Annotated in this window: 27 protein-coding genes, 1 other RNA gene and 2 pseudogenes; 17 read left to right on the top strand and 13 right to left on the bottom strand. The window is 46.1% G+C overall.

Features of this window, described 5'->3' with window-relative positions; translation table 11 throughout:
• Positions 1-7: 7 nt before the first annotated feature.
• The 3 genes from yfaE to deoC all read right to left on the bottom strand — a co-directional run bounded on the left by yfaE (position 8) and on the right by deoC (position 2,746).
• A complete protein-coding gene (gene yfaE, locus QEO93_RS02185; protein WP_044250225.1) occupies positions 8-259 on the bottom strand; it encodes a class I ribonucleotide reductase maintenance protein YfaE in 252 nt (83 codons plus the stop codon).
• 208 nt (positions 260-467) lie between these two features.
• Positions 468-1,910, bottom strand: a complete 1,443-nt coding sequence (gene tldD / locus QEO93_RS02180) for a metalloprotease TldD (RefSeq protein WP_032137325.1) — start codon at positions 1,908-1,910, stop codon at positions 468-470.
• 125 nt (positions 1,911-2,035) lie between these two features.
• Positions 2,036-2,746 carry a deoxyribose-phosphate aldolase gene (deoC, locus tag QEO93_RS02175; protein ID WP_032137324.1) on the bottom strand — a complete coding sequence of 237 codons (711 nt, stop codon included), beginning with the start codon at positions 2,744-2,746 and terminating at the stop codon, positions 2,036-2,038.
• A 123-nt stretch (positions 2,747-2,869) separates the two neighbouring features.
• Here deoC and xseA point away from each other — a divergent pair, with 123 nt between their 5' ends.
• Positions 2,870-4,222 (top strand): exodeoxyribonuclease VII large subunit, encoded by a 1,353-nt coding sequence (gene xseA, locus QEO93_RS02170; protein ID WP_032137323.1) that lies wholly within the window; start codon positions 2,870-2,872, stop codon positions 4,220-4,222.
• Positions 4,223-4,270: 48 nt separating this feature from the next.
• Here xseA and rplI read toward each other — a convergent pair whose 3' ends face one another.
• From rplI to QEO93_RS02145, 5 genes are all read right to left on the bottom strand, one after another.
• Positions 4,271-4,723, bottom strand: coding sequence for a 50S ribosomal protein L9 (rplI, locus tag QEO93_RS02165; RefSeq protein ID WP_032137322.1), 453 nt, complete (start codon positions 4,721-4,723; stop codon positions 4,271-4,273).
• A 16-nt stretch (positions 4,724-4,739) separates the two neighbouring features.
• Entirely contained in the window at positions 4,740-4,970 is a 231-nt protein-coding gene (rpsR, locus tag QEO93_RS02160) for a 30S ribosomal protein S18 (RefSeq protein WP_002641495.1), read from the bottom strand.
• 5 nt (positions 4,971-4,975) lie between these two features.
• On the bottom strand, positions 4,976-5,272 hold the full coding sequence (gene priB, locus QEO93_RS02155; protein WP_032137321.1) for a primosomal replication protein N: 297 nt from the start codon (positions 5,270-5,272) through the stop codon (positions 4,976-4,978).
• Positions 5,273-5,644: a 30S ribosomal protein S6 gene (rpsF, locus tag QEO93_RS02150; protein ID WP_032137320.1), complete on the bottom strand. Its 372-nt coding sequence runs from the start codon at positions 5,642-5,644 to the stop codon at positions 5,273-5,275.
• A gap of 159 nt (positions 5,645-5,803) precedes the next feature.
• Positions 5,804-6,037, bottom strand: a complete 234-nt coding sequence (locus tag QEO93_RS02145; RefSeq protein ID WP_143445738.1) for a hypothetical protein — start codon at positions 6,035-6,037, stop codon at positions 5,804-5,806.
• A gap of 291 nt (positions 6,038-6,328) precedes the next feature.
• Here QEO93_RS02145 and QEO93_RS02140 point away from each other — a divergent pair, with 291 nt between their 5' ends.
• Positions 6,329-6,592: a transposase gene (locus QEO93_RS02140; RefSeq protein WP_003792189.1), complete on the top strand. Its 264-nt coding sequence runs from the start codon at positions 6,329-6,331 to the stop codon at positions 6,590-6,592.
• 14 nt (positions 6,593-6,606) lie between these two features.
• Positions 6,607-7,197 (top strand): annotated as a pseudogene (locus QEO93_RS11600) (transposase); the annotation flags it as partial.
• Between the two features lie 368 nt (positions 7,198-7,565).
• Here the strand turns inward: QEO93_RS11600 and QEO93_RS02125 are convergent.
• Together QEO93_RS02125 and QEO93_RS02120 are read right to left on the bottom strand one after the other, a co-directional pair.
• A complete protein-coding gene (locus tag QEO93_RS02125; protein WP_032137318.1) occupies positions 7,566-7,763 on the bottom strand; it encodes a hypothetical protein in 198 nt (65 codons plus the stop codon).
• A gap of 50 nt (positions 7,764-7,813) precedes the next feature.
• Complete coding sequence (locus tag QEO93_RS02120) at positions 7,814-7,957, bottom strand: hypothetical protein (RefSeq protein ID WP_179184653.1); 144 nt, start codon at positions 7,955-7,957, stop codon at positions 7,814-7,816.
• Between the two features lie 212 nt (positions 7,958-8,169).
• On the opposite strand from QEO93_RS02120, the gene QEO93_RS02115 reads away from it, so the two are divergent.
• The 8 genes from QEO93_RS02115 to QEO93_RS02080 all read left to right on the top strand — a co-directional run bounded on the left by QEO93_RS02115 (position 8,170) and on the right by QEO93_RS02080 (position 14,009).
• Positions 8,170-8,514 carry a helix-turn-helix domain-containing protein gene (locus QEO93_RS02115; protein ID WP_052368759.1) on the top strand — a complete coding sequence of 115 codons (345 nt, stop codon included), beginning with the start codon at positions 8,170-8,172 and terminating at the stop codon, positions 8,512-8,514.
• A 15-nt stretch (positions 8,515-8,529) separates the two neighbouring features.
• Positions 8,530-8,763: an RNA-binding S4 domain-containing protein gene (locus QEO93_RS02110; RefSeq protein ID WP_032137317.1), complete on the top strand. Its 234-nt coding sequence runs from the start codon at positions 8,530-8,532 to the stop codon at positions 8,761-8,763.
• A gap of 47 nt (positions 8,764-8,810) precedes the next feature.
• Positions 8,811-8,907: signal recognition particle sRNA small type (gene ffs, locus QEO93_RS02105), an RNA gene on the top strand.
• A gap of 161 nt (positions 8,908-9,068) precedes the next feature.
• On the top strand, positions 9,069-10,397 hold the full coding sequence (locus QEO93_RS02100) for a GTPase/DUF3482 domain-containing protein (RefSeq protein WP_044250235.1): 1,329 nt from the start codon (positions 9,069-9,071) through the stop codon (positions 10,395-10,397).
• A gap of 254 nt (positions 10,398-10,651) precedes the next feature.
• Positions 10,652-11,503: a PHP domain-containing protein gene (locus QEO93_RS02095; RefSeq protein ID WP_032137315.1), complete on the top strand. Its 852-nt coding sequence runs from the start codon at positions 10,652-10,654 to the stop codon at positions 11,501-11,503.
• Positions 11,504-11,513: 10 nt separating this feature from the next.
• Positions 11,514-12,386 (top strand): glycosyltransferase family 8 protein, encoded by an 873-nt coding sequence (locus QEO93_RS02090; protein WP_052368753.1) that lies wholly within the window; start codon positions 11,514-11,516, stop codon positions 12,384-12,386.
• Positions 12,387-12,404: 18 nt separating this feature from the next.
• A complete protein-coding gene (dapF, locus tag QEO93_RS02085; protein WP_085815498.1) occupies positions 12,405-13,253 on the top strand; it encodes a diaminopimelate epimerase in 849 nt (282 codons plus the stop codon).
• Between the two features lie 72 nt (positions 13,254-13,325).
• Positions 13,326-14,009, top strand: coding sequence for a Bax inhibitor-1 family protein (locus QEO93_RS02080; RefSeq protein ID WP_032137313.1), 684 nt, complete (start codon positions 13,326-13,328; stop codon positions 14,007-14,009).
• Positions 14,010-14,152: 143 nt separating this feature from the next.
• On the opposite strand, the gene QEO93_RS02075 is transcribed toward QEO93_RS02080, so the two are convergent.
• Both QEO93_RS02075 and ilvC read right to left on the bottom strand, forming a co-directional pair.
• Positions 14,153-15,007, bottom strand: a complete 855-nt coding sequence (locus tag QEO93_RS02075) for an ATP-binding protein (protein WP_032137312.1) — start codon at positions 15,005-15,007, stop codon at positions 14,153-14,155.
• Between the two features lie 66 nt (positions 15,008-15,073).
• Complete coding sequence (gene ilvC / locus QEO93_RS02070; RefSeq protein WP_032137311.1) at positions 15,074-16,087, bottom strand: ketol-acid reductoisomerase; 1,014 nt, start codon at positions 16,085-16,087, stop codon at positions 15,074-15,076.
• A gap of 375 nt (positions 16,088-16,462) precedes the next feature.
• On the opposite strand from ilvC, the gene greB reads away from it, so the two are divergent.
• From greB to QEO93_RS02040, 6 genes and pseudogenes are all read left to right on the top strand, one after another.
• The gene (gene greB / locus QEO93_RS02065) at positions 16,463-16,954 is read left to right on the top strand and encodes a transcription elongation factor GreB (RefSeq protein ID WP_085815519.1); all 492 of its coding nucleotides are present in this window, start codon (positions 16,463-16,465) and stop codon (positions 16,952-16,954) included.
• Positions 16,955-16,994: 40 nt separating this feature from the next.
• Positions 16,995-17,900 carry an AAA family ATPase gene (locus QEO93_RS02060; RefSeq protein ID WP_032137310.1) on the top strand — a complete coding sequence of 302 codons (906 nt, stop codon included), beginning with the start codon at positions 16,995-16,997 and terminating at the stop codon, positions 17,898-17,900.
• Between the two features lie 103 nt (positions 17,901-18,003).
• Positions 18,004-18,972, top strand: a complete 969-nt coding sequence (locus QEO93_RS02055) for a DUF58 domain-containing protein (RefSeq protein ID WP_032137309.1) — start codon at positions 18,004-18,006, stop codon at positions 18,970-18,972.
• Positions 18,973-19,166: 194 nt separating this feature from the next.
• On the top strand, positions 19,167-20,681 hold the full coding sequence (locus QEO93_RS02050; protein ID WP_032137368.1) for a polyamine aminopropyltransferase: 1,515 nt from the start codon (positions 19,167-19,169) through the stop codon (positions 20,679-20,681).
• A 32-nt stretch (positions 20,682-20,713) separates the two neighbouring features.
• Complete coding sequence (locus tag QEO93_RS02045; protein WP_245190651.1) at positions 20,714-21,271, top strand: restriction endonuclease subunit S; 558 nt, start codon at positions 20,714-20,716, stop codon at positions 21,269-21,271.
• Positions 21,272-21,350: 79 nt separating this feature from the next.
• Positions 21,351-21,710, top strand: a pseudogene (locus tag QEO93_RS02040) (transposase); the annotation flags it as partial.
• Between the two features lie 110 nt (positions 21,711-21,820).
• On the opposite strand, the gene QEO93_RS02035 reads toward QEO93_RS02040, so the two are convergent.
• Positions 21,821-23,449 carry an ABC-F family ATPase gene (locus QEO93_RS02035; protein ID WP_032138187.1) on the bottom strand — a complete coding sequence of 543 codons (1,629 nt, stop codon included), beginning with the start codon at positions 23,447-23,449 and terminating at the stop codon, positions 21,821-21,823.
• Positions 23,450-23,513: the final 64 nt, after the last annotated feature.

The following is a 23,513-nucleotide window of genomic DNA, read 5'->3' as shown; positions in this document are numbered from 1 at the left end:
TGCTTTTTTATTTTGGGGTATCCAGTTGCAAATCACTTTCCACTCTGCAACAGCATGGCAAAATTTCATCAGGCATGACAAACGCCATCGGCAATTCATCATAATTCACGCAGCCTGAAAGGATTTTTGTGCGACATGTGCCGCAGTAGCCGCTTCGGCATTGGTATTCTACCGCGTGTCCCGTGCGTTCCAAGGCTTCTAAAAGCGTCTCGTTTTCTTGCAGCGTGAACGTGGTTTTGTTGGTTTGTATTGTAAACATATACGGTGTTTGTATCACATTATCGCAGCCTGAAATAATTTTTCAGGCTGCGATTATTTGAATGGCTAGATAAGCAAACGTAGGTCGGATTCTTGAATCCGACAATTTTCCAGTTTCATAATTAAATAAGATTGTGTGTGAAATTTCGGAAGTCGGATTCAAGAATCCGACCTACGTTTGATGAAATCATATTCAGGCAGCCTGAAAATTACGCTTCGCTACCGCCCACCGTCAAACCTGCATCAATCCGCAAAGTCGGCTGTCCCACGCCTACAGGCACACTTTGACCGTCTTTGCCACACACGCCCACGCCTGTGTCCAACGCGCTGTCATTGCCAATCATCGAAACGTGTTTCAACACTTCCGAGCCACTGCCGATAATCGTTGCGCCCTTGACTGGATATTGCAATTTACCATTTTCCACCCACCAAGCCTCGCTTGCACTAAACACAAATTTACCGCTCGTAATGTCCACCTGACCGCCACCAAAATTCACCGCATAAATCCCTTTATCCATGCTTTCAATGATTTCCTGTGGGTCGTGCGTACCGCTTTCCATAAACGTATTCGTCATGCGCGGCATCACCACAGACGAATAACTCTCGCGACGACCATTGCCCGTAACGTCCACGCCCATTAAACGCGCATTGGTTTCGTCCTGCATATAGCCCATTAAAATGCCGTCCTCAATCAACACCGTACGGCGCGTTTCGTTGCCCTCATCATCAATATTCAGGCTGCCGCGTCTGTTGGGAATATCGCCTTGGTCAATCACGGTAACGCCTTTCGCCGCCACGCGCTCGCCAATTTTGCCTGTGAATACGCTGGTTTGCTTGCGATTGAAATCGCCTTCCAAACCATGCCCCACCGCTTCATGCAACAACACACCGGGCCAACCATTCCCCAACACCACCATCATCGCCCCAGCAGGCGCAGGACGCGATTCCAAATTGATTAAGGCTTGCTGAACCGCCTTATTTACATATTCCTTGATTTTCGCATCATCAAAATACGTCAAATCAAAACGACCGCCGCCGCCTGCACTGCCCTGTTCGCGGCGTTCGCCCTGTTTCGCAATCACAGTAACGCTCAAACGCACCAACGGACGAATATCCGCCGCGTGTTTGCCGTCCAAACGCGCGATGTAAATCATATCGTGTTCACAAGTCAAACCAGCCATCACCTGCACAATGCGTGGGTCAGCCGCTTTCGCCAGTTGCTCAACCTTTTGAAGTAACGTCACTTTTTCAGGCGATTGCAGCGTGATAATTGGATTGGCACAAGCGTGAACCGCCTTGCCGTAAACAGGCGTTGGCACACGCACAGGCGCAACATTGCCAGCCGCGCCAATCACTTTTACGGTTTGCGCCGCGCGTTGGATTGCGTCCGCCGTCAAACTATCAGCATAGGCAAACGCCGTTTTTTCGCCCGACACGGCACGCACGCCCACGCCTTGGTCAATCTGAAAACTGCCCGATTTAACCATGCCTTCGTCTAAATGCCAGCTTTCAAATGCGGTGCGTTGGCAATAAATATCTGCATAATCAACGTGATGATTGCCGATAATGGCGAGTGATTTGGCGAGTTCTTCCGCGCCCAGTTGGTTGGCGTGAAGTAAGTCTTGTGAAACGGTTTGGAAAATTCTTTGCATAGATTTAGTGTTTTCAGGCAGCCTGAAAAAGATAGTTATTGATAACACAAATTATACGATACTTTGTAGCACTCATAAAAAAGCAGTCTGAAAAACATTTTTCAGGCTGCTTTTAGTTTAAATGATTATTTCAACAACGCTTCCAACAAACCAGACGCGCCAATACGGAAGTTTTCAGCTTTCAACCAATCCGCACCCATCACATCAACCGCTTGTTGTACATAACCTTGAGCTGCTGCCAATTCACGCACACCGCCAGACAATTTAATGCCAACAGGTTTGCCGCTGGCTTTGATTTCTGCTAACAAGATTGCAGCCGCTTCAGGTGTTGCGCCCACTTTGATTTTGCCCGTTGAAGTTTTCAAGAAATCCGCGCCTGCTGCAATCGCGATTTTCGCTGCAGCGTGTGTTTCTTCTGCTGACAACGCGCCAGTTTCCAAAATCACTTTCATTTTCGCGCCAGCTTCGTGGCAGATGTTGCCTACTTTTTCAGTCAATTCATGCGCGTATTGTGTATCGCCTTTTTGGAAACGACCGTATGGGAACACCAAGTCAATTTCGTTTGCGCCGTCTTTTAATGCTTGACGCGTTTCCGCGAAAATCGCTTCATCCTCTTCCGCGCCGCTTGGGAAGTTCACCACAGTAGCCAAGCCGATAGTGGCAGGGATAGTTTCTTTTGCCACGCTCACGAATTGTGGGTACACGCACACAGCCGCCACGTTGCCCAATGGGGTAACGGCGCGTTTGCAAAATTCTCGTACGCTTTCAGTTGTATCGGTGTCGTTCAATGTAGTGAAATCCACGAAACCTACGATTTGTTGTTTTATTGCAGACATGACTTTTTTCTCCTTAGTCGGTTAGTTAAATAATTATTTTCAGGCTGCGATTTCAGTCCAAAAACAATGCGTATATTGTAACAAATTGTTAAAATACGCGCCTATTTTTTCAGGCTGCGATTTATGCTATCCGACTTATTTACCCCTGCCGCACTATCCGTTTCCGAGCTGAACGCAATTGCTGCCGAATTGCTGGAAAACCAGCTTTCAGGCTTATGGATTGGCGGCGAAATTTCCAATCTCACACGCGCCACGAGTGGGCATTTTTACTTTTCGCTCAAAGACTCAACCGCACAAGTGCGTTGTGTGTTGTTCAAACAGGCGGCGGCACGTTTGGCAAAACCCTTGCGCGAAGGCGACCATGTGGAAGTTCGCGGCAAAATCAGCTTGTATCAGGCACGTGGCGAATTTCAGATTACGGTAAACGAAGTGCGCCAAGTGGGTTTGGGGCAGCTTTTTGAACGCTATGAACGCTTGAAAATGCAGTTGCAAAATGAAGGTTTGTTTGCGGCGGAACGCAAAAAATCGCTGCCTGAAAACCCAAAACGTATTGGTGTAGTAACCAGTTTGACGGCGGCTGCTTTGCGCGATGTGCTGACGACGTTGCGCCGTCGTGCGCCGCATATTCCTGTGATTGTCTATCCCACGCCTGTGCAAGGGGCTGGCAGCGAACATCAGATTGCGCAAGCGATTCAGGCTGCGAACGAACGCGCAGAAGTGGATGTGCAGATTGTGTGTCGTGGCGGTGGCAGCATTGAAGATTTGTGGGCGTTTAACGAAGAAGTAGTGGTTCGTGCGATTGCGGCGTGTGATTTGCCGATTGTGAGTGGCGTGGGGCATGAAACGGATTTCACGCTCAGCGATTTTGTGGCAGATGTGCGCGCGCCCACGCCAACGGGGGCGGCAGAATTGGTTAGCCCGAACCGTGAAGAAATGTTGGCGCAGTTGGCGCGGACGCGTTCGCGCTTGCATGAATATTTGTTGCAGCGTTATCAAAAATCAGCGCAAACGCTAGACTTTTTGGCGCAGCGTTTGCAGCATCCGCGCGATAAATGTAAGCAGCAGCAAGCGCAGTTGGCACAGCTTCACGCGCAACTGGGTTTTGCGATGAAACAGCAGTTGGCACAGAAAAAACACGCGGTGGTGCAATCAGCGGCGATGTTGCCAAATGTTCGCCCGAATGTGGCGCAGCTTTCGCAACGGGTGTTGGGTTTTCAGGCTGCGTTATCGGTGTCGCAGCGCAATGCGTTGGCGGAAAAACATCAACGTGTTTTGAAACAGGCGGAATTGCTGGAAGCGATGTCGCCGAATGCGGTTTTGCAGCGTGGGTTTGCGATTGTGCGAAATACGCGTGGGCAGGTTGTGCATGACGCGGGCGATGTGAAACAGGGGCAGAAGTTGAATGTGATGTTTGCGCAGGGGGCGGTTGATGTGCAGGTATTGAGTAATACGCGCCAGAAAGATTTATTTGAATAAGAAAAGCAGCCTGAAAAATAATTTTCAGGCTGCTTTTTAATTTACATATTATTCAGCAGCAGGAACAACAACCAATTTGATTGTTGCTACAGCATCTGCATGCAATGCCACTTCAACTTCGTATTCACCAACAGCTTTGAAAGGACCTTCTGGCAAACGTACGTTTGCTTTAGCTGCTTCAATGCCAGTTGCTTTAATTGCATCAGCGATGTCTGCATTAGTAACAGAACCGAACAAGCGACCATCAACACCAGCTTTTTGAGCAACAATGATTGTTTGACCGTCCAATTTAGCCTGACGCGCTTGAGCATCTGCCAAAATCGCTGCTTGTTTTGCTTCCAATTCAGCACGGCGAGCTTCAAACTCTTTCAAGTTTGCTTCAGTAGCGCGCTTAGCTTTTGCAGTAGGAATCAAGAAATTGCGAGCGTAACCATTTTTTACACTTACTACATCGCCCAAGTTGCCCAAACCAGCAACGCGTTCCAACAAGATAATTTGCATAGTTATGTACTCCTAATTATTTGTGTTGGTCAGTGTAAGGCAACAACGCCAAGAAACGTGCACGTTTCACAGCAACTGCCAATTGACGTTGGTAGTGAGCTTTAGTACCAGTGATACGAGCTGGGATGATTTTGCCGTTTTCAGTGATGAAATCTTTTAGCAAATCTACTTGTTTGTAATCCACTTCTTGGATTTTTTCTGCTGTAAAACGGCAGAATTTACGACGTTTAAATGTTTGACGAGCCATGTCGTTTAACCTTTATATTCTGTGATATGTTGAATTCGCAACACAGGGCGTAAAATTCGTTGGCTTCGTTGGGCTAAAAAACCTGTTACTGAAACCATTTTGCCTTGTTTGTGTTGCCATGCTTGAGCATCTTGACCGATGATTTTTGCTGGAAGTTCAAATTTAACTTGGCAGCACGAACCATTTTCTTCTTGCCAGCTTTCATGCTGTAAAACCACATCTAAAACAGGAACACCTGCTGGTGTGTAGCGCAAAGTATCTACTTTGTACAAAGTAGCGGTCAATTCAAATTGATTGTTCAATTATGCTTCAGCAGTTTCTTCGCTTGCTGCTTCGTTAATCAAACTTTTTGATTTTTCTTCGCGCATCATTGGAGATGCTTCAGTAACAGCAGCTTTAGTTTGAATTGTCAAATGACGCAATACTGCATCATTGAAACGGAAAGCAGTCTCCAACTCTTCAACTGTTGCAGGTGTTGCTTCAATGTTCATCAAAACGTAGTGTGCTTTGTGAACTTTGTTGATTGGGTAAGCCAATTGGCGGCGACCCCAGTCTTCCAAACGATGGATTTTACCGTTTGCTTCTGCAATCATGGCTTTATAGCGTTCTACCATAGCAGTTACTTGTTCGCTTTGGTCAGGATGAACGATAAACACGATTTCGTAATGGCGCATGTTATCTCCTTACGGTTGGTTAAAAACAGTCTCTTGCCATGCGATTGCGAGAGACAAGGTTGCAAAACGCAGCATTATAATTCACTATTTATTGGTTTACAAGCCTATTTAAGTACCAATTTTTTATTGATATGAAAACGCAGCCTGAAAAATGGGTTTTCAGGCTGCGTTTTCATAATTAGCGTAATTAGGTGCGCGTCCAATGAAATTATCATTCAAAACCATGCCAGTTCTCAGATTAACACGAACTTCATGCAAATTTCTTGGATAATGTACATTATCTTTTTCACTTAGTTTACGCGTTCTCAATACTGCAACCAAATCATCTGACACTCTTGTAATATTCTCAATATCCCCAATATTCACATTTCCTAATACGCTTGGATTAACCAAAGTATAACGCCTATTATTTTTTACAAACTTGGCAATATGGTAGTATGTACCATTACCACTACAATAATGTTTTCCGTCATCTATTTCCGCTTCCCAAACTCCTTCTGACCAATATAAAGAACGAAATATTGATTGCCAACATTAACAATATCACTAACCCCTCCAGCACAGGTATGCAATTCTGTTTTAGCAGGTCTTTCTAGCGACCGAAGAAACATTTGCTTATCATCTGCAAGCGCAAGAGTAGATAAAAATAAGAACCTGTATTCACAAAAATGATAAAATATCTTTATGACTAGAAAATCCTACCCAACAGACTTAACCGATGCCCAATGGCAAGCGATTGAGCCATATTTTAACCAGCTACGCCACTACAAATGGGATAAACGTCAATTAGTGAATGCCGTTTTGTACATCACCAAAACAGGTTGCCAATGGCGTATGCTGCCCAATGATTTTCCACCTTATTCAACCGTATGGAGTTTCTATCGCAGAGCCAATCAATCAGGCTTATGGGATAGAATTCTTTTGGCATTGGTTCAAAAAAACGTTTAATCCATCAAAAACAAGCAATGCCAACTTATGCCATTCTTGATTCACAAAGTGTCAAAACAGCTTCTAGCGCACATGATAAAGGTTTTGATGGAGGTAAAAAAATCAAAGGTCGTAAGCGACATATAGCTGTTGATACGTTGGGTAATCTATAGTGGATTAAATTTAGATTAGGACAAGGCGACAACGACCGCCGTGTACACCTAGTACATAAGGGAGTTGGCAACGCTGTACTAATCTAAATTTAATTCACTATATTGTCTGTTGTGGTTCATGCAGCCAATATTCATGACACAAAAGCAGGTATTTTTGTAGCAAAAAAAGCGTTTGAGACCTATCCGAGTTTAAAAGGTTTCTGTGCGGACGCAGGTTATCGGAATACATTTGAGCGTGAAGTATCAGAGCAATTGGGTTTAACTGTTGAGATTTCAAAGAGAATTCAAGATATTTCTTGGCATATTCTGCCCAAACGTTGGATTGTAGAACGAACGTTTGCATGGTTAGGTTGGTCTCGACGTTTAGCAAAAGATTTTGAGCAGACGAATTTATCTGCTGAAAATTTTGTTAAACTAGGGTATATTTCACAAATATTAAAATTTATCAAATAGTTGTTTGTGAATACGGGTTCTAACACAGCAAATACAGTTAAAACCATTTTTTTTCATTAAAATAACCTTTCAATTTATCAAAACTTCTCTCAAGCAGTCCAAAAATTAACATCAGCACTCGACATCACATTCATATTCTTCCTGATTTTGATTGGTTAGATTTTGTTTTTCTTCGCGAGACAAAACTTCACGATTCAAATAGCCGTCAAACATATAACCATTTATACTACCAATTTAAACCTTAACCCAGCAGCTATCAACGTTCCCAATCACTTCACATTTATTCGTTCTAGAAACCACTTGAACTTCATCACCATCTCGCACACGTCCAACTTCCAATCCCTTAGCAGAAGCTGAACCACGTAACGTCAATTCACCATAACCTGATTGCGTAACCACGGTTGCAGGATAACGAACCACTTTTCTGTAATTTTAGGACTAGCCACCTTTGCCTTAGCAGCCTGTTTCGCTTGCTGAGCTTTCGCTTGAGAAGCCTGTTCAGCCTGCAACGCTTGCATTTCATTCTTTGCATCTTCATTTAGCCTGTTCGTATAACTCTTGCTCACGTTGCGCCTGTTATTCCTTCATTTTGGCTTCACGCTCTTTATTTTTCACTTCATCTGCCAAACGTTGTTGTTCCGCTAATTGCGCTTGAACTTACGCTAATTTCTTTTTTCATTTCATCATCGCCTTTTTGGCAGCCTGAAAGCAAGACTAAAACCGTAATTGTTGCAACGCCAGTAGAAAACCATAATTTCATTCAGATTATCCTTTTGTGATTAAGAAAATTTCGGTAAGATTAAGGAAATGTGTTTGAATACATTTCAGGCAGCAAATATTTTAATTTTATTTAACCTGAACTTACCACATACAAAAAGTGGTATTTTTCTACCCGAAAAGTGAGATTCCCTCATGAAATCCTATGAAAAAATCCGCCAACTGCGTTAAGAAAGAAAATGGCCGCAAGAATATTTGGCAAACTTACTAGGTTTATCGCCCAATGGTTATGCCAAAATTGAACGTGGCGAAACACGCTTGAATCTGCTGCGATTGGAGCAGTTTGCAGAGATTTTTGAAATGGATATTTTCGATTTAATACAAGGGGATTTACAGGGGGTAGATAATCGCGGCGGTAATATCAATTATAGTAATAAAGATTGTACGATTTACGGCACAGTAGAAAGCCAAGATTTCATTCACGAAATCGAAAAACTCAAACTCATCATCAAGTACCAAGAAGAACTCTTAGCACAGCAAGCACGAGAATTAGCCTTAGCGCAAAAAATGTTAGCCGTGTATGAACAAAACGCCAAATAAAGGAAACCCTAGAAAATGCAAGCAACCGTTTATTTAGAAGACCAAGAATATATTGCCCTTTGCGATTTACTCAAACTCGCAGGCTTAGTGGAAAGCGGCGGACAAGCCAAAATGTTTATCGCCGAAGGACAAGTATTACGCAACGGCGAAGTAGAAACCCGCAAAACCGCCAAAATTCGCGGCGGCGAAGTGATTGAATTTTCAGGCTGCGTTTTAGAAGTGCAAAACGGCAGCGACCCCGAAGAATAAAAAGTACTTGCTATTTTTCTACCAATCGCTATAATGCACGGTTTCACGGCGGGTCTCCTCGCATGATGATTTTGAGCAACGGGTCAGGAGCGGAAGCTAGCAGCCCACTTGGAAAAGTCAGTGCCGAGGGTTAGGCTCGCCACCCTTATTTTGTAATTGCATGATTGGTGCAGTTGCATGAAAAGTTCCTTTCTTTATGGTTGAGGCAAAAACCCTGTTTCAGAAATGAAACAGGGTTTTTGCCATTTTCAGGCAGCCTGAAAGCCGTTATAATTCAAACCCCTTACACCCCCATTCAAACACACATGAATCCACTGCTTTTAGCCGTAGTCGGACACACCAACACAGGCAAAACCTCACTCATGCGCACCCTGCTGCGCGACAGCACATTCGGCGAAGTGAAAAACGCCGCCGCCACCACGCGCCATGTAGAAGAAGCCCAAATCAACGACACCGTTCGCCTATACGACACCCCAGGTTTAGAAGACGCAGGCGGCGTGTTAGACTGGCTAGAAGACCACACCAGCAATCAACAAGACGGTATCGACCGCGTTCAACACTTTCTCTCTAGCGAAGCCGCACAAAATGAATTTTCACAAGAAGCCAAAGTCCTGCGCCAACTCATTGCCAGCGACACCGCTCTATATGTAATAGACGCACGAGAACCCGTGTTGCCCAAATACAAAGACGAACTCACCGTATTATCATGGTGCGCCAAACCCGTCATGCCCATTTTCAACTTCACGCACAACCGCGATTTAAGCGAATGGCAAACCATGCTATCACGCCGAAACCTGCACGTTTACAGCAGCTTTGACACCGTAGCATTTGATTTTCAAGGCGAAATCCGCTTATGGAACAACCTCGCCACCATGCTGCCCGAAAACCAAGCCCAAAGCAGCCTGAAAACCCTCATCGCCACACGCCAAAACGACTGGCACAACCTAGACATCCAAGCCAAGCGACACATCGCCCGTTTCCTCATAGAAGCCGCCGCCTACGCCCAAGTTTGTACCGACCCTAGCCAACGCGAAGCCCTACAAACCACCATACAAACCCAAGTTCGCAAACACGAACACAACCTACACCGCCAACTGCTCTCCCTATACCACTTCTACCAAAACGAAGCCCAAAGCAGCGACTGGGCATTACAAGCCTTCAGTCGCGACCCATTCGACAGCGACCTACTCAAAGAATACGGCATACGCACCAGCACAGGCGCAGCAGCAGGTGCACTCATCGGATTAGGATTAGATGCACTCACACTCGGCACATCACTCGGATTAGGCGCAACCATCGGCGGCATCATCGGCGGCTTCGCCAGCAACTGGCAAACCCTGTCCGACAAAATCAACGGCGTAGAAACCCTACACATAGACGAACAAACCCTCGCCGTATTAGCCGCACGCAGCCTGAATTTACTCGCCATACTGCAAACACGCGGACACGCCGCCAATAGCGAAATCATATTAAACAGCGTACAAAACCCATGGCAAACGCAGCCTGAAAGCCTAAGAAAAGCACGAAATTACCCCAAATGGTCACCACTCAACAGCAGTGAAAACAACCGATTGCAGCCTGAAAAAGAAAAAGAGATAGAGATTTTGGCGAACAGTTTTCAGGCAGCAAAATAAATAATTATCGCAGCCTGAAAAAACATTTCGTTAAGATGAAAGAGCGTGGCGTTGCGCCGCCACACCCGCGCTTCAGATTCGTGAGACCCCACAGTTGTAGGGGGTGCCCCGCGCACCAAAACTTTTAGTACACTCCACACAGAAACATCAGGCAGCCATAGGTTAGCTTTCCAATCCAATAATCCAACATTCACGCAGCCTGAAAACCACCAAAAACTTTCAGGCTGCCAACACCCCGAACAAAGACCCTCCCAATGATAGATTTACACTGCCATTCCACCACATCAGACGGCGCACTCACCCCCACCCAAGTGGTGCAACTCGCCGCCCAAAACGGCTGCACACTACTCGCCCTAACCGACCACGACCACACAGGCGGACTAGCCGAAGCACGCGCCGAAGCCGCACACCAAAATATCCGATTTATCAACGGCGTAGAAATCTCCGTCACATGGCGCGGACGCACCATACACATCGTCGGCTTGGATTTTGACGACACCGACCCTACGTTACAAAACCTCCTCGCCCAAGTCCGCACAGGGCGCATCGAACGCCTGCAACAAATCGCCGATAAACTCGCCAAAAAAGGCATCAACGGCGCATTTGACGGCGCACTCACACTCGCCGCCAATCCAGAAATGGTCTCACGCACCCACATCGCCGACTGGCTCGTGCAGCAAGGACACGCACGCAATAAACAAAATGCGTTCACCAAATATCTCGGCGACGGCAAATGCGCGTCCGTCCGCCACCAATGGGCAGAGCTAGACGCAGCCGTATCCGCGATTACAGGCGCAAATGGTATCGCCATTGTCGCCCACCCCATGCGCTACGACTTATCCGCCACCGCACGGCGCAACCTGTTTGACGAATTTGTCGCGTTGGGCGGACAAGGCATAGAAGTTCACAGTGGCAGTTGCAGCTTGAACGACAGATTAAATTACGCACTCGCCGCCGAACGCCACGGCTTACTCGCCAGCGCAGGCAGCGATTTTCATCGGCTCGGCGACTATAGCGGCGGCGTATTGGGCGCGTGTCCCGAATTACCACCCATTTGCAAACCCGTTTGGGCGCATTTCAGGCTGTCTTCTCAACCTAATCAATAAAAACGTAAAAATGTCCCAACCAACCAATCAAATTATGCACATTGCATTAACGGCTGATGCTCGCTACATTGAACCATTAGAAACAGTTTTAAAATCAGTTATGTGCTGCCATCGCCATGTGCATTTTCATTTAATTCATCACAATCAATATAATGAACAATGGTTTGCACAAATCAATCGCAGCCTGAAACTGCTTAATAGTCATATTCATAGCGTCTTAATCAAGAATGAACTATTTGCTCAGTTGCGTTCAGGCGTAGGTCTGCCTGAAAGTAGCTTTTATCGCATGGCTATTCCGCAGTTGATTGAAGCAGATAGAGTTTTGTATTTAGATTCTGATGTGGTTGTGCGACTGCCGCTCAATACTTTTTATTGGCAAGATTTTTCAGGCTGCCTTACGGTTGCTGTGCCTGATATGTTTTTAATGCACCCTGATATTGAACGCGCTATTTTGCCGCATTTATCCAATTACTTTAATTCAGGTGTTTTGCTGATGAATGTCGCTCTTTGGCGGGAGACACAGTTTACCCAACACCTCACGCAAGTTATGGCAGCACACCCACATTGCAAAAATGGCGACCAAGACATTCTCAATATAGCACTTGACGGCAAATGGCAGCCTGAAAAAATAGGTTACAACTATCAAACCCACGTTTTAGCGCGGTTTGTAGAGCAACACGCCTACCATTATCTTGGCGAATCCACTTATTGCCCAAACGAGCAATTAGCTATTGTGCATTTTTCAGGGCAACCCAAACCATGGAATGACCCAACCGCATTTTATGCACCGCTTTATCAGCAATACCACCAAATGACATGGGAAACCGTCATTTCAACCAATGCTCAATTTTTTCAGGCTGCCTCGAATATGCCTGAAAACTAACTTATGAAGGAAACTCACATGACAACCCTAAAATTCACCAAAATGCACGGACTCGGCAACGACTTCATGGTCATTGACGGCATCAACCAAACCTTCACGCCTGATGAAAAACAAATCGTCGCATGGTCAAACCGCTTCACAGGCATTGGCTTTGACCAACTGCTGCTGGTAGAACGCGCCCAAAACGAAGGCGTTGATTTCCGCTATCGCATTTTCAATGCAGACGGCGGCGAAGTGGAACAATGCGGCAACGGCGCACGTTGTTTCGTGAAATTCGTGTCCGAAAAAGGCTTAACGCAAAAACAAGAAATCGTAGTGGAAACCAAACGCGGCATTATCAAACCACGCTTGAACGACAACGGTTTGGTTACCGTGAACATGGGACAACCCCGTTTCGCGCCAGAAGAAGTGCCGTTTATGTTACGTGCCAACGAGACCGCAGGCAAAAAAACCTACATCGTGGTAAACGGCATTGACAGCGCAGAAATGAGCATGGTTAGCATGGGCAACCCACATGCCGTGATGTTGGTGGACAACGTGGCAACCGCGCCCGTGGAACAATGGGGTAGCGCGCTGCAAAACCACGAGCGTTTCCCAGCGCGTGTGAACGTGGGCTTCATGCAAATCGTGGACGTACACAACATCAAATTGCGCGTATTTGAGCGTGGTTCTGGCGAAACTCAAGCGTGTGGGACAAGCGCGTGTGCGGCAGTGGTGGCTGGCATGCGTTTGGGATTGCTGGCATCTGGCGAAAATGTGCGCGTGTCGCTGCCTGGTGGCGACTTACACATCAGTTGGCAAGACGGCGGTGATGTGATGATGACAGGTCCTGCGGTAAGCGTGTTTGACGGGCAAATCGATTTGTAAACAAATTTTTGCCCAAAAAATGTAGTTTGCTGTTACAATCTAAATTTTTCACACACCACTTAAGGAGATTTTATGGATATTCAAGACTTTACCAAAGTTGGCTCGGAAGTTTCTTCGCAAGAAGTGATGTTGCGCAAAACCTACAACTTGCTGGCTTGGTCATTTGTGCCTTGTGTTTTGGGTGCGTTTGCAGGCATGGTTTTCAACCCATTATTGTTGTTGGATAACTACTGGCTGATTTTGGGCGTAACCTTTGCGTTTTTCTACGGCATGATTTTTTTGATTGAGAAAAACCGTTATTCACAAAAAGGGGCAGTGTTGCTGATGGTGTTCACGTTTGGCATGGGCATTATGTTGTCGCCAGTGTTGCAATATAGCGGCATGTTCCCAAATGGCAGCAAATTGGTGGCTTTGGCGGCAGCGATGACGGCAGCTGTGTTCTTCACAATGTCTGCATTGGCGCGCAAAGCTCAGTTTAATAACAACGAGTTGGGCAAATTCTTATCGGTTGGCGCGATTGTGGTGATGGTTGGCGTGGTGGCAAACATTTTCTTGCAACTGCCTTTGTTGTCTTTGACTTTGAGTGGCGTGTTTGTGGTTTTCAGCTCACTGATGATTACTTGGCAAATCCGCAACATCATTGACGGCGGCGAAGATAGCCACATTAGCGCGGCTTTGAGCATTTTCATTTCAATCTACAACTTGTTTAGCAGCATTTTGCGCTTGTTGTTGGCGTTTAGTGGCAACGATGACTAATTGCACGATAAAAAGCAGCCTGAAAACTTTTCAGGCTGCTTTTTTTATAGTTAATTAAAATGAAAATGAGACAAGGCGACAACGTCCGCCGTGTGCGAGTAGCACATAAGGACGTTGGCAACGCGGTATCATTGATATTTTAATCAACTATGCTGTCCCACCCAATCACAAACAAACTGATAAGCCGTGCGCCCCGAGCGACTGCCACGCATTTGCGCCCACTGCAACGCTGCCACTCGTGCCGCGTCATCTAACGGCAAATCAAATTCCGCCAACCAATTTTCAACCGCCGCCAAATATTCATTTTGGTCAAACGGATAAAAACTTAACCACAAACCAAATCGGTCAGACAACGACACTTTCTCTTCCACCGCTTCTTTTGCATGGATTTCGCCACCGTTGCCCACGTTATCATTCATAAATTCAGGCATCAAATGGCGGCGATTGGAAGTGGCGTACACCAGCACATTTTCTGCGCGGCGCGACAAACTGCCGTCTAGCGCGGTTTTCAGAGCTTTGTAACCATCTTCGCCGTTTTCAAAAGACAAGTCATCACAAAACACAATAAATTTTTCAGAGCGCGATTCCAACACGCACAACAAGGCTGGCAAAGTTGCCAAGTCGTTTTTATCGACTTCAATCAAGCGCAAACCTTGCTCCGCATATTCGTGCAGCAAGGCTTTCACCAGCGATGATTTGCCCGTGCCACGCGCCCCCGTCAGCAAAACATTGTTGGCAGGCTTGCCGTGCAAAAACTGTTCCGTGTTGCGAACCAAGCGCGTGAGTTGCGTGTTTACCGCCGCCAAACGCGACAAAGGAAACGTGTGCGGACGCGGCAATCCGTGCAACACGCCTGAATTGCCTGCACGTTGCCAGCGATACGCAACGGTGTTTTGCCAATCAGGTTCAACGGATTCGGGCGGCAAAATTGCGTCTAAACGGTTGAGTACAGACAGGGTTTTATTGATAAGCTGTTTAAGAGATTTGAGTTTTTTCATATTTTCAGGCTGCCATTATGTAAAAAGCAGCCTGAAAAGGTTTCAGGCTGCCGTTATCAAACCAAATTAGTTTTTATCCAAATCAACCAATTTGTTTTTAGAAATCCAAGGCATCATGCCACGCAATTGCGCACCCACTTGTTCAACAGGGTGAGCCGCATTTTGGCGACGACGTGCCGTCATGCTCGCGTAGTTGGTTGCGCCTTCGGTGATAAACATTTTGGCATATTCGCCAGATTGAATGCGTTTCAACGCGTTGCGCATCGCTTCACGAGATTGGTCGTTAATCACTTCCACGCCAGTCACGTATTCGCCGTATTCCGCATTGTTAGAAATTGAGTAGTTCATGTTGGCAATGCCGCCTTCATAAATCAAGTCCACAATCAATTTCATTTCGTGCAAGCATTCAAAGTATGCCATTTCAGGCGCGTAACCCGCTTCAGTCAAAGTTTCAAAGCCTGTTTTAATCAATTCAACCAAGCCGCCGCACAATACTGCTTGTTCGCCGAACAAGTCAGTTTCAGTTTCTTGACGGAAGTCAGTTTCAATCACGCCGCCTTTTGTGCCGCCATTTGCTGCCGCGTAAGACAACGCTAATTCACGTGCTTTACCTGTCGCGTCTTGATGAACAGCAATCAAAGAAGGCACGCCGCCACCTTTCAAAAATTCGCTGCGAACGGTATGACCTGGACCTTTTGGCGCAATCATAATCACGTCTACATTTTTTGGCGCAACGATTTGATTGTAGTGAACGTTAAAGCCGTGAGCAAAAGCCAAAGCTGCGCCGTCTTTCAAGTTTGGCGCGATTTCGTTTTTGTAAACAACAGGTTGATTTTCATCAGGCAACAAAATCATCACCACATCAGCCGCTTTGGTTGCTTCAGCCACAGTGCGTGTGTCAAAACCAGCCGCAACTGCTTTGTTCCAAGAGCCGCCTTGACGCAAGCCCACAATCACGTTCACGCCAGAATCTTTCAAGTTTGCCGCGTGTGCGTGACCTTGTGAACCATAACCAATCACGGCAACGGTTTTGCCTTTAATCAAAGATAAGTCTGCGTCTTTATCGTAAAAAACTTTCATGGGGTTTCCTTTAATTGTTTTAACAAATTACTAGACAAAAAGTCTAAGTGAAAAATAAGAGAATTTATCTATTTGAAATTAAACTATTTCTTATATAAATGCTGTATTCAAACAGGATAACAATTGTGCTGTTATCGGCGATAAATTGAATAAACAGGTTGCATACTACACCATTTTTGACTTTTAGACAGCCCTATTTGTAAAAAAATTTCGTTTTTTTGTAAACTTCTTCATTTTTTACATTTTTTAATAGACTTTTTGTCTATTTTCCAGCGTTTCAGGCTGCATTTATCGTTCTGCATTAAAAGAATATCGCAGCCTGAAAATCCCAATTCAGTTAAAATGCGCGTATTTTTACTACAGCCAAACAATACCATGGCAGACGCACTTCCCAATTACATCACGCCTGTAGGACACCAAGCCTTGCAGGAAGAACTGTATCAACTGGTAAACAAAGAACGCCCCGAAATCGTGCAGATTGTGAACTGGGCAGCCAGCAACGGCGATCGCAGTGAAAACGGCGACTATTTATACGGCAAACGCCGCATGCGCGAAATCGATCGCCGCATTCGTTTTCTGACCAAACGCTTGGAAAACGCTGTTGTCGTCAATCCCGAAACGCGCGAGGCAACCGACCAAATTTTCTTTGCCGCAACGGTAACGATTGAGCGCGGCAACGGCGCAGAACAAACCGTGAAGATTGTCGGCGAAGATGAAATTGACACGGCGCAACACAAAATCTCGTGGAAATCGCCGCTTGCCCGTGCACTGATTAAAGCACGTGAAGGCGATACCGTTTGGCTCAACACACCAGATGGACGCGAACAGATTGAAATTTTGGTTGTGGAATATATTAAGATTGACTAATTTTCAGGCAGCCTGAAAAACACATCACAAGGAACACTAAATGAACAAAACTTTTGAACCCGTTTTCAAGCAACTCAACGAAATCATCTTAGGCAAAGAACCCGTTTTAAAACAACTGATTGCCTGTATCCTAGCAGGTGGACACGTTTTGCTAGAAGACGTACCAGGGGTCGGTAAAACCACATTAGCCACATCACTCGCCGCCGTGCTGGGTTTGAAATACCAACGCGTACAGTTCACCAACGACATGCTGCCCGCCGATTTATTGGGTGTGAACATATTTTCACCTAACAACGGCACATTCAAATTCCACGAAGGCCCAGTCTTCAGCCAATTCATGCTGGCAGACGAAATCAACCGCGCGTCGCCCAAAGTGCAATCCGCACTATTAGAAGCCATGGAAGAAGGGCAAGTTTCCGTGGACGGCAAAACCTACGCGCTACCTACGCCGTTTCTGGTGGTCGCCACGCAAAACCCAAGCGAGCAATTAGGCACATTTCCGCTGCCTGAAAGCCAGCTAGACCGCTTTATGATGCGCTTGAGCATGGGCTACCCCGTGGAAGAAGCCGAAAAAATGCTGTATCACATGGGCGACCGCCGCCAGTTGGTACACAAAGTGCAAGCGATTGCGTCGCCAGAAACGCTGCACGAATGGCAAACGAAAGTGAAACAAGTAACGGTTTCCGAAGCCGTTGCCGCGTATATTTATCGCTTGGTTGCGGCAACGCGTCGCCCAGGGTTGTTTGCTTTGGGACTGAGTCCGCGTGCAGGTTTGGCGGTGACCAATGCCGCAAAAGCGTGGGCGTTTTTGGACGGACGCGATTTTGTGCTGCCTGAAGACGTGAAAGCAGTTTGGATTTCTGTTGGCAATCACCGTTTGCAATCGTTGCAGCAGCAATCGAGCAGCAAACCGCTGGCAGAAATTTTGGAAAACGTGGCGGTGTGAGTTTTCAGGCTGCATTCCGTAGGTTGGATACTTGTATCCGACAATTTTTCCCAAAGAATCAAAATGTCGGATACAAGTATCCGACCTACAGCTAAAGAATTTTATGTTTCGCAAAAAAGAAACCTTAATCATCGAGCAAACAGGCGCAATCGCAGGCAGACACGTTTCCTTGCGTCCAACCAAGTTATGCCTCAGCATTTTCGCCTTGAGCGTCGCCATTTGGATTGGCGCAGCAAACTATCAAGTGAACGTGGCTTATGCCATTTGTTTTTGGCTAGTCGGCTTTTTAGCGGTTGCCGCGCTGCTCACCCAACGCCAATTATTGGGCTTGAACGTGCAAATTGAATACGCAGACGAAGTGTTTGTAGGACAAACCGCTGAAGCCAAATTCCACATTATGCCGTCAGGCAAACGCACGCGATTGTTTTGGTTGCACAGCGAAATCCGCCATCATCTCAACGAAACAGACGCGGTTTCCCTGCAAGACGAAGAATGGCAACGCTGCGAAGTTTCAGGCAGCCTGAAAACGGACAACGCGATTAAATGGCACATTCCGATTACACAACGTGGCTACTTCCCACGCCCGTTATGCTTGCGTTTGGCAACTTCCGCACCGTTTGGTTTGTTCCACGCCGAAAGCCATTTGGAATGGCACACCGAAGCCGTCGCCTATGCCGCGCCGTTGGCACACAACGATTTTGGCACAGCCGCCACGCCCGATTCCGAAGAGACTTCACAGCGCACAGGCGTTCACGGCGAAGACATCGCGTTCCTGAAAAATCATCAAGACGGCATGCCGTTGCAACACATTTCTTGGAAGACGTTTGCCAAACGTGGCGAATTGTTGGACAAAGTTTTTGACGAACCGCCGCCAACCATGCACAGCGAAATCATTTCCTATCAAGACTATCCAGCAGGAATACCCGTGGATAAGCTCGCCAGTTTGCTGACACATCGCGTGCTGCAAGCGGATAAACTGGGCGCACCGTACACCTTGGAATTGCCCAATCTCACGCTCACGCCACAAAATGGGTTACGTGAGAAATGTTTGAATGCGCTCGCGCTGATGTAAACAAAAGCAGCCTGAAAATATTTTCAGGCTGCTTTTTTATGTGGGCTTGCTGGAGCGTCAGCGGCTCGCCGACAATTGTAGTGAATTTTGGGGAAATCAGTTTGGCGACAAAATATGTCGCCGAGCCACCGACGCTCCATCGCCCTACATTTTTGTTAAAATCCCATTTTTCCTTTTCACGCAGCCTGAAACCCATGAAATCCCATCGCACGCTCATTATTTCCGTCTTCATCGTCGCCAGTTGCGGCTTAGCATACGAGCTAATTACCGCCGCACTTGCCAGTTATCTGCTCGGCGATAGCATTTTCCAATATTCACTCATCATCGGCTTATACCTATTTTCCATGGGCATTGGCGCACATCTCACACGCTACATCAAAGATGAAGACGTGCTGACGCGCTTTGTAGAAATTGAGCTACTGGTCGGCTTGATTGGCGGTTTATCCGCACTGTTTTTGTTTACCGCGTTTGGCGTGGCGGCTGCACCGTTTCGCACGCTGCTTTATGGGTTAGTGTTCATCATCGGCACAGTCGTTGGCATGGAAATACCGTTGGTAATGCGCGTGTTAAACGAGCAACAGCTTGAATTTAAAGACACCGTTTCGCGTGTACTGACGTTTGATTACATGGGCGCATTAGCCGTTTCGCTGCTGTTTCCGCTGATTCTTGCACCAAAATTGGGCATGGCGCGTTCTGCGTTGCTGTTTGGTTTACTGAATGCGGCGGTGGCGGTTTTAACGGCGCGTGTTTTCAGGCTGCATTTGCCCAATTATCGCAGCCTGAAATGGCGTGGCTACGCGGTTTTGGCAGGCTTGGCGATTGCGTTTGTGTTTGCCAATCGTTGGGTTTTCCAAGCGGAACAGCGTTATTTTGGCGACCCTGTAGTGTTTGAGAGCCATTCGCCGTATCAGCGTTTAGTTGTAACACAATGGAAAGACGATACGCGATTGTATATTAATGGCAATTTGCAATTTTCATCGCGTGATGAAGCGCGTTATCACGAAGCGTTAGTGATGCCAGCCATGCAGATGTCAGCACAACAAGGGCGCGTGTTGATTTTGGGCGGCGGCGATGGTTTGGCGGCGCGTGAAGTGTTGAAATATCCGCAAGTTCAACAAGTTACGCTAGTGGATTTAGACCCTGATATGACGAAAACATTTCGCACATCTGCCAAGTTGGTCGCGCTGAATCACAATTCCTTGAATAACACGAAAATGCGCGTGATTAACGATGACGCGGCAAAGTGGTTGGAGCGCTCGGCAGAGAAGTTTGATGTGATTATTGTGGATTTGCCTGACCCGTCTAATTTTTCGCTCGGGAAACTGTATTCCGTGCCGATGTATCGCTTGGTGGCGCGGCATTTAAATGGCGGTGGCAAGATGGTGGTGCAATCCACGTCGCCTTATTTTGCGCCGAATGCGTTTTGGTCAGTGGTGGCAACTTTGGAAGCAGCGGGGCTAAAAACTGCGCCGTATCATGTGTATGTGCCGAGTTTTGGCGAGTGGGGTTATGTGTTGGCAAGCGCGGCAGATGATTTCAGGCTGCCTGAAAAAATTGATGTGCCGACGCGGTTTTTGAATGCGACGGAATTGGCGCAGATGTTTCGTTTTCCTGCGGATATGGCACGGCGGAAAATGGAGCCGAATTATTTGAATAATCAGAAATTGGTGGCGTATTTTGAGGCGGATTGGGCGAATGTGATGCGTTAAGGCAGCCTGAAAATACAAATAAGGACAAAATTATGCAAATGAATAAATTTTTGGCTAAATTGCTACAAGGCGAGAAGGTGGAATGGAAGCCATTGAGCGAGATATTGAGACGCACCAAAGGGACAAAAATCACGGCGGGACAAATGAAGGAACTGCACAAAGAGAACGCACCCGTTAAAATTTTTGCGGGCGGCAAAACGGTTGCTTTTGTGGACTACGCGGATATACCCAGCAAAGACATTCAAAATCAGCCGTCTATCATTGTGAAATCGCGTGGTTTTATTGAATTTGAGTATTACGACCAACCTTTTTCACACAAAAGCGAAATGTGGGCGTATCACTCAACAAACGAACAAATTGACACTAAATTTATCTATTATTTTTTGAAGCAACATGAACCGCACTTTCAGAAATTGAGTTCCAAAATGCAAATGCCGCAAATTGCCACACCTGACACGGATAAATTTTTAGTCCCCATTCCACCGCTTCACGTTCAGCAAAAAAATTGCCAGCATGTTGGACACGTTTACAGAGCTAACGTTGCGGAAGAAACAATACACGTATTACAGAGATTTACTGCTGGATTATGAACACCCTAAAAATCCGTTTTCAGGCTGCAATGTGCAGTGGAAAACGTTAGCAAAAGTGGCAATAATAGGGACTGACAGTAGAAAATACCAACGCTTATCATGAGTTGCAGCGCAAATTGGGCAAAATTTAATTGCGCCAATGATTTATCAAAATACAATGACCAGCGATTTTTTTGAAGCATGGTTTGAAACTATGCTATTGCCCAATTTACCCGAAAAGTCATTGATTATTTTGGATAATGCCAGATTCCACAGAATGGGTATTCTGCAAGAAATGGTGCACCATTTGGGGCATAAAATGCTACCGCTTGCACCTTATTCGCCTGAATGAAATCCAATAGAAAAAACATGGGCAAATATTAAGAAATATATGCGTTCAATTTTGCCTAGTTATAATAATTTCACAGATGCGTTACTGTCCTATTTTTGTTTTAATTAACTATATATTCGTACACGGCACCCGTTGTCGCCTTGTATTAAAAAATGTGCATGAACTATAAGAAAAGCAGCCTGAAATTTTCAGGCTGCTTTTTTATATAAATTTAACGATTACTCCACGCCTTTTTTCGCCAAATAGCTTTCGTAATCGCCCAAGTAATATTCATAACCACCTTTGCCGTCCAATTCAATAATTTGCGTGGCAAGAGACGACACAAATTGACGGTCATGCGACACAAAAATCAACGTGCCTTTGTATTTTTCCAACGCCATGTTCAGCGATTCAATGCTTTCCATGTCCATGTGGTTAGTCGGCTCGTCCATGATTAACACATTGGTTTTCAACAACAAAAGTTTGCCATACAACATACGACCTTTTTCGCCACCCGACAACACTTTCACTTTTTTCACCACGTCATTGCTGCCGAACAACAAACGCCCCAACGTGCCGCGAATCACTTGTTCATCATCGCCTTCCTGACCCCATTGGCGCATCCACTCACTCAAATCCATATCGCAATCAAAATCTTTTTCGTGGTCTTGCGGATAGTAGCCGACTGTCGCTTTTTCCGCCCATTTAATCGTGCCAGCATCAGGCGTAACACCATCTGCATATTCGGGATTGAACGCGCCTGCCAACAATTTCAACAACGTGGATTTACCCGAACCATTCGGGCCGATAATCGCCAAACGCTGACCTGCTTCCATAATGTAAGACAGCTTTTCAAACAATGTCTTATCAAACGATTTCGCCAAATTTTCCACTTCAACGGCTTGACGGTGCAATTTATTTTTCTCGTCCATTTCAAAGCGAATAAACGGATTTTGACGGGTAGAAGGTTTGACTTCCACCATTTCCGCTTTGATTTTGTCGGCTTGTTTCAGGCGGCTGGTTGCTTGACGCGCTTTGGATTTGTTTGCAGAGAAACGCGCCACAAATTCTTGTAATTCTTGCAATTTTTCTTTGGCTTTGGCATTATCTTTCATCGCACGTTCACGCGATTGAGCCGATGCCAACATATAATCATCGTAATTACCAGGGTAAATCGTAATCGTGTTGTAATCCAAATCCGCCATGTGGGTGCAAACTTCGTTCAAAAAGTGGCGGTCATGGGAAATGATAATCATGGTGCTATCATATTGATTCAACATGTTTTCCAGCCAACGAATCGTGTTAATGTCCAAGTTATTCGTAGGCTCGTCCAACAGCAAAACATCTGGTTTGGAAAACAAGGCTTGTGCCAACAATACACGCAATTTAAACCCCGGAGCCACTTCTGCCATGGTCGCGTTGTGCAAAGATTCTTCAATGCCCACACCCAGCAGCAATTCGCCTGCACGCGCTTCGGCGGTGTAGCCATCGTATTCGGCGAATTTGGCTTCTAAATCTGCGGCTTTCATGTAGTCTTCGTCAGTGGCTTCCAAATTGGCGTAAATCGCATCACGTTCGGTCATCGCCGCCCACATTTCAACGTGTCCCATCATCACGACATCTAACACGCGCATGTCTTCGTAAGCAAATTGGTCTTGCTTCAATTTACCCAAACGCACGCCGTTCTCAATCGCGACTTCGCCCGAAGTTTGCTCCAAATCGCCGCCCAAAATTTTCATGAATGTGGATTTGCCCGAACCGTTCGCACCGATTAAGCCGTAGCGATTGCCTTCGCCGAATTTCACGGATACGTTTTCAAACAAGGGCTTTACGCCGAATTGCATTGTGATGTTATTAGTAGAAATCATATTGTTTTGTTTATCTTTTGTTGGTCAAAAATTGGGCGCGATTGTAACACAGATTAGATTTTCA

The organism is Kingella negevensis, from assembly GCF_030177895.1.
Taxonomy (GTDB): domain Bacteria; phylum Pseudomonadota; class Gammaproteobacteria; order Burkholderiales; family Neisseriaceae; genus Kingella_C; species Kingella_C negevensis.
This window is presented reverse-complemented; position numbering and strand designations above follow the sequence as displayed.

Excerpts from the sequence above, each read along its gene's own strand:
- QEO93_RS02080 (WP_032137313.1), top strand. The coding sequence starts at position 13,326 with ATGGATATTCAAGACTTTACCAAAGTTGGCTCGGAAGTTTCTTCGCAA.
- rpsR (WP_002641495.1), bottom strand. The coding sequence starts at position 4,970 with ATGGCTCGTCAAACATTTAAACGTCGTAAATTCTGCCGTTTTACAGCA.
- tldD (WP_032137325.1), bottom strand. The coding sequence starts at position 1,910 with ATGCAAAGAATTTTCCAAACCGTTTCACAAGACTTACTTCACGCCAAC.
- QEO93_RS02035 (WP_032138187.1), bottom strand. The coding sequence starts at position 23,449 with ATGATTTCTACTAATAACATCACAATGCAATTCGGCGTAAAGCCCTTG.
- greB (WP_085815519.1), top strand. The coding sequence starts at position 16,463 with ATGGCAGACGCACTTCCCAATTACATCACGCCTGTAGGACACCAAGCC.
- QEO93_RS02090 (WP_052368753.1), top strand. The coding sequence starts at position 11,514 with ATGTCCCAACCAACCAATCAAATTATGCACATTGCATTAACGGCTGAT.
- QEO93_RS02110 (WP_032137317.1), top strand. The coding sequence starts at position 8,530 with ATGCAAGCAACCGTTTATTTAGAAGACCAAGAATATATTGCCCTTTGC.
- rpsF (WP_032137320.1), bottom strand. The coding sequence starts at position 5,644 with ATGCGCCATTACGAAATCGTGTTTATCGTTCATCCTGACCAAAGCGAA.
- QEO93_RS02140 (WP_003792189.1), top strand. The coding sequence starts at position 6,329 with ATGACTAGAAAATCCTACCCAACAGACTTAACCGATGCCCAATGGCAA.
- QEO93_RS02120 (WP_179184653.1), bottom strand. The coding sequence starts at position 7,957 with ATGAAATTATGGTTTTCTACTGGCGTTGCAACAATTACGGTTTTAGTC.
- dapF (WP_085815498.1), top strand. The coding sequence starts at position 12,405 with ATGACAACCCTAAAATTCACCAAAATGCACGGACTCGGCAACGACTTC.
- QEO93_RS02050 (WP_032137368.1), top strand. The coding sequence starts at position 19,167 with ATGAAATCCCATCGCACGCTCATTATTTCCGTCTTCATCGTCGCCAGT.
- QEO93_RS02075 (WP_032137312.1), bottom strand. The coding sequence starts at position 15,007 with ATGAAAAAACTCAAATCTCTTAAACAGCTTATCAATAAAACCCTGTCT.
- ilvC (WP_032137311.1), bottom strand. The coding sequence starts at position 16,087 with ATGAAAGTTTTTTACGATAAAGACGCAGACTTATCTTTGATTAAAGGC.
- rplI (WP_032137322.1), bottom strand. The coding sequence starts at position 4,723 with ATGCAAATTATCTTGTTGGAACGCGTTGCTGGTTTGGGCAACTTGGGC.
- QEO93_RS02100 (WP_044250235.1), top strand. The coding sequence starts at position 9,069 with ATGAATCCACTGCTTTTAGCCGTAGTCGGACACACCAACACAGGCAAA.
- xseA (WP_032137323.1), top strand. The coding sequence starts at position 2,870 with ATGCTATCCGACTTATTTACCCCTGCCGCACTATCCGTTTCCGAGCTG.
- QEO93_RS02095 (WP_032137315.1), top strand. The coding sequence starts at position 10,652 with ATGATAGATTTACACTGCCATTCCACCACATCAGACGGCGCACTCACC.
- deoC (WP_032137324.1), bottom strand. The coding sequence starts at position 2,746 with ATGTCTGCAATAAAACAACAAATCGTAGGTTTCGTGGATTTCACTACA.
- yfaE (WP_044250225.1), bottom strand. The coding sequence starts at position 259 with ATGTTTACAATACAAACCAACAAAACCACGTTCACGCTGCAAGAAAAC.
- QEO93_RS02045 (WP_245190651.1), top strand. The coding sequence starts at position 20,714 with ATGCAAATGAATAAATTTTTGGCTAAATTGCTACAAGGCGAGAAGGTG.
- QEO93_RS02055 (WP_032137309.1), top strand. The coding sequence starts at position 18,004 with ATGTTTCGCAAAAAAGAAACCTTAATCATCGAGCAAACAGGCGCAATC.
- QEO93_RS02060 (WP_032137310.1), top strand. The coding sequence starts at position 16,995 with ATGAACAAAACTTTTGAACCCGTTTTCAAGCAACTCAACGAAATCATC.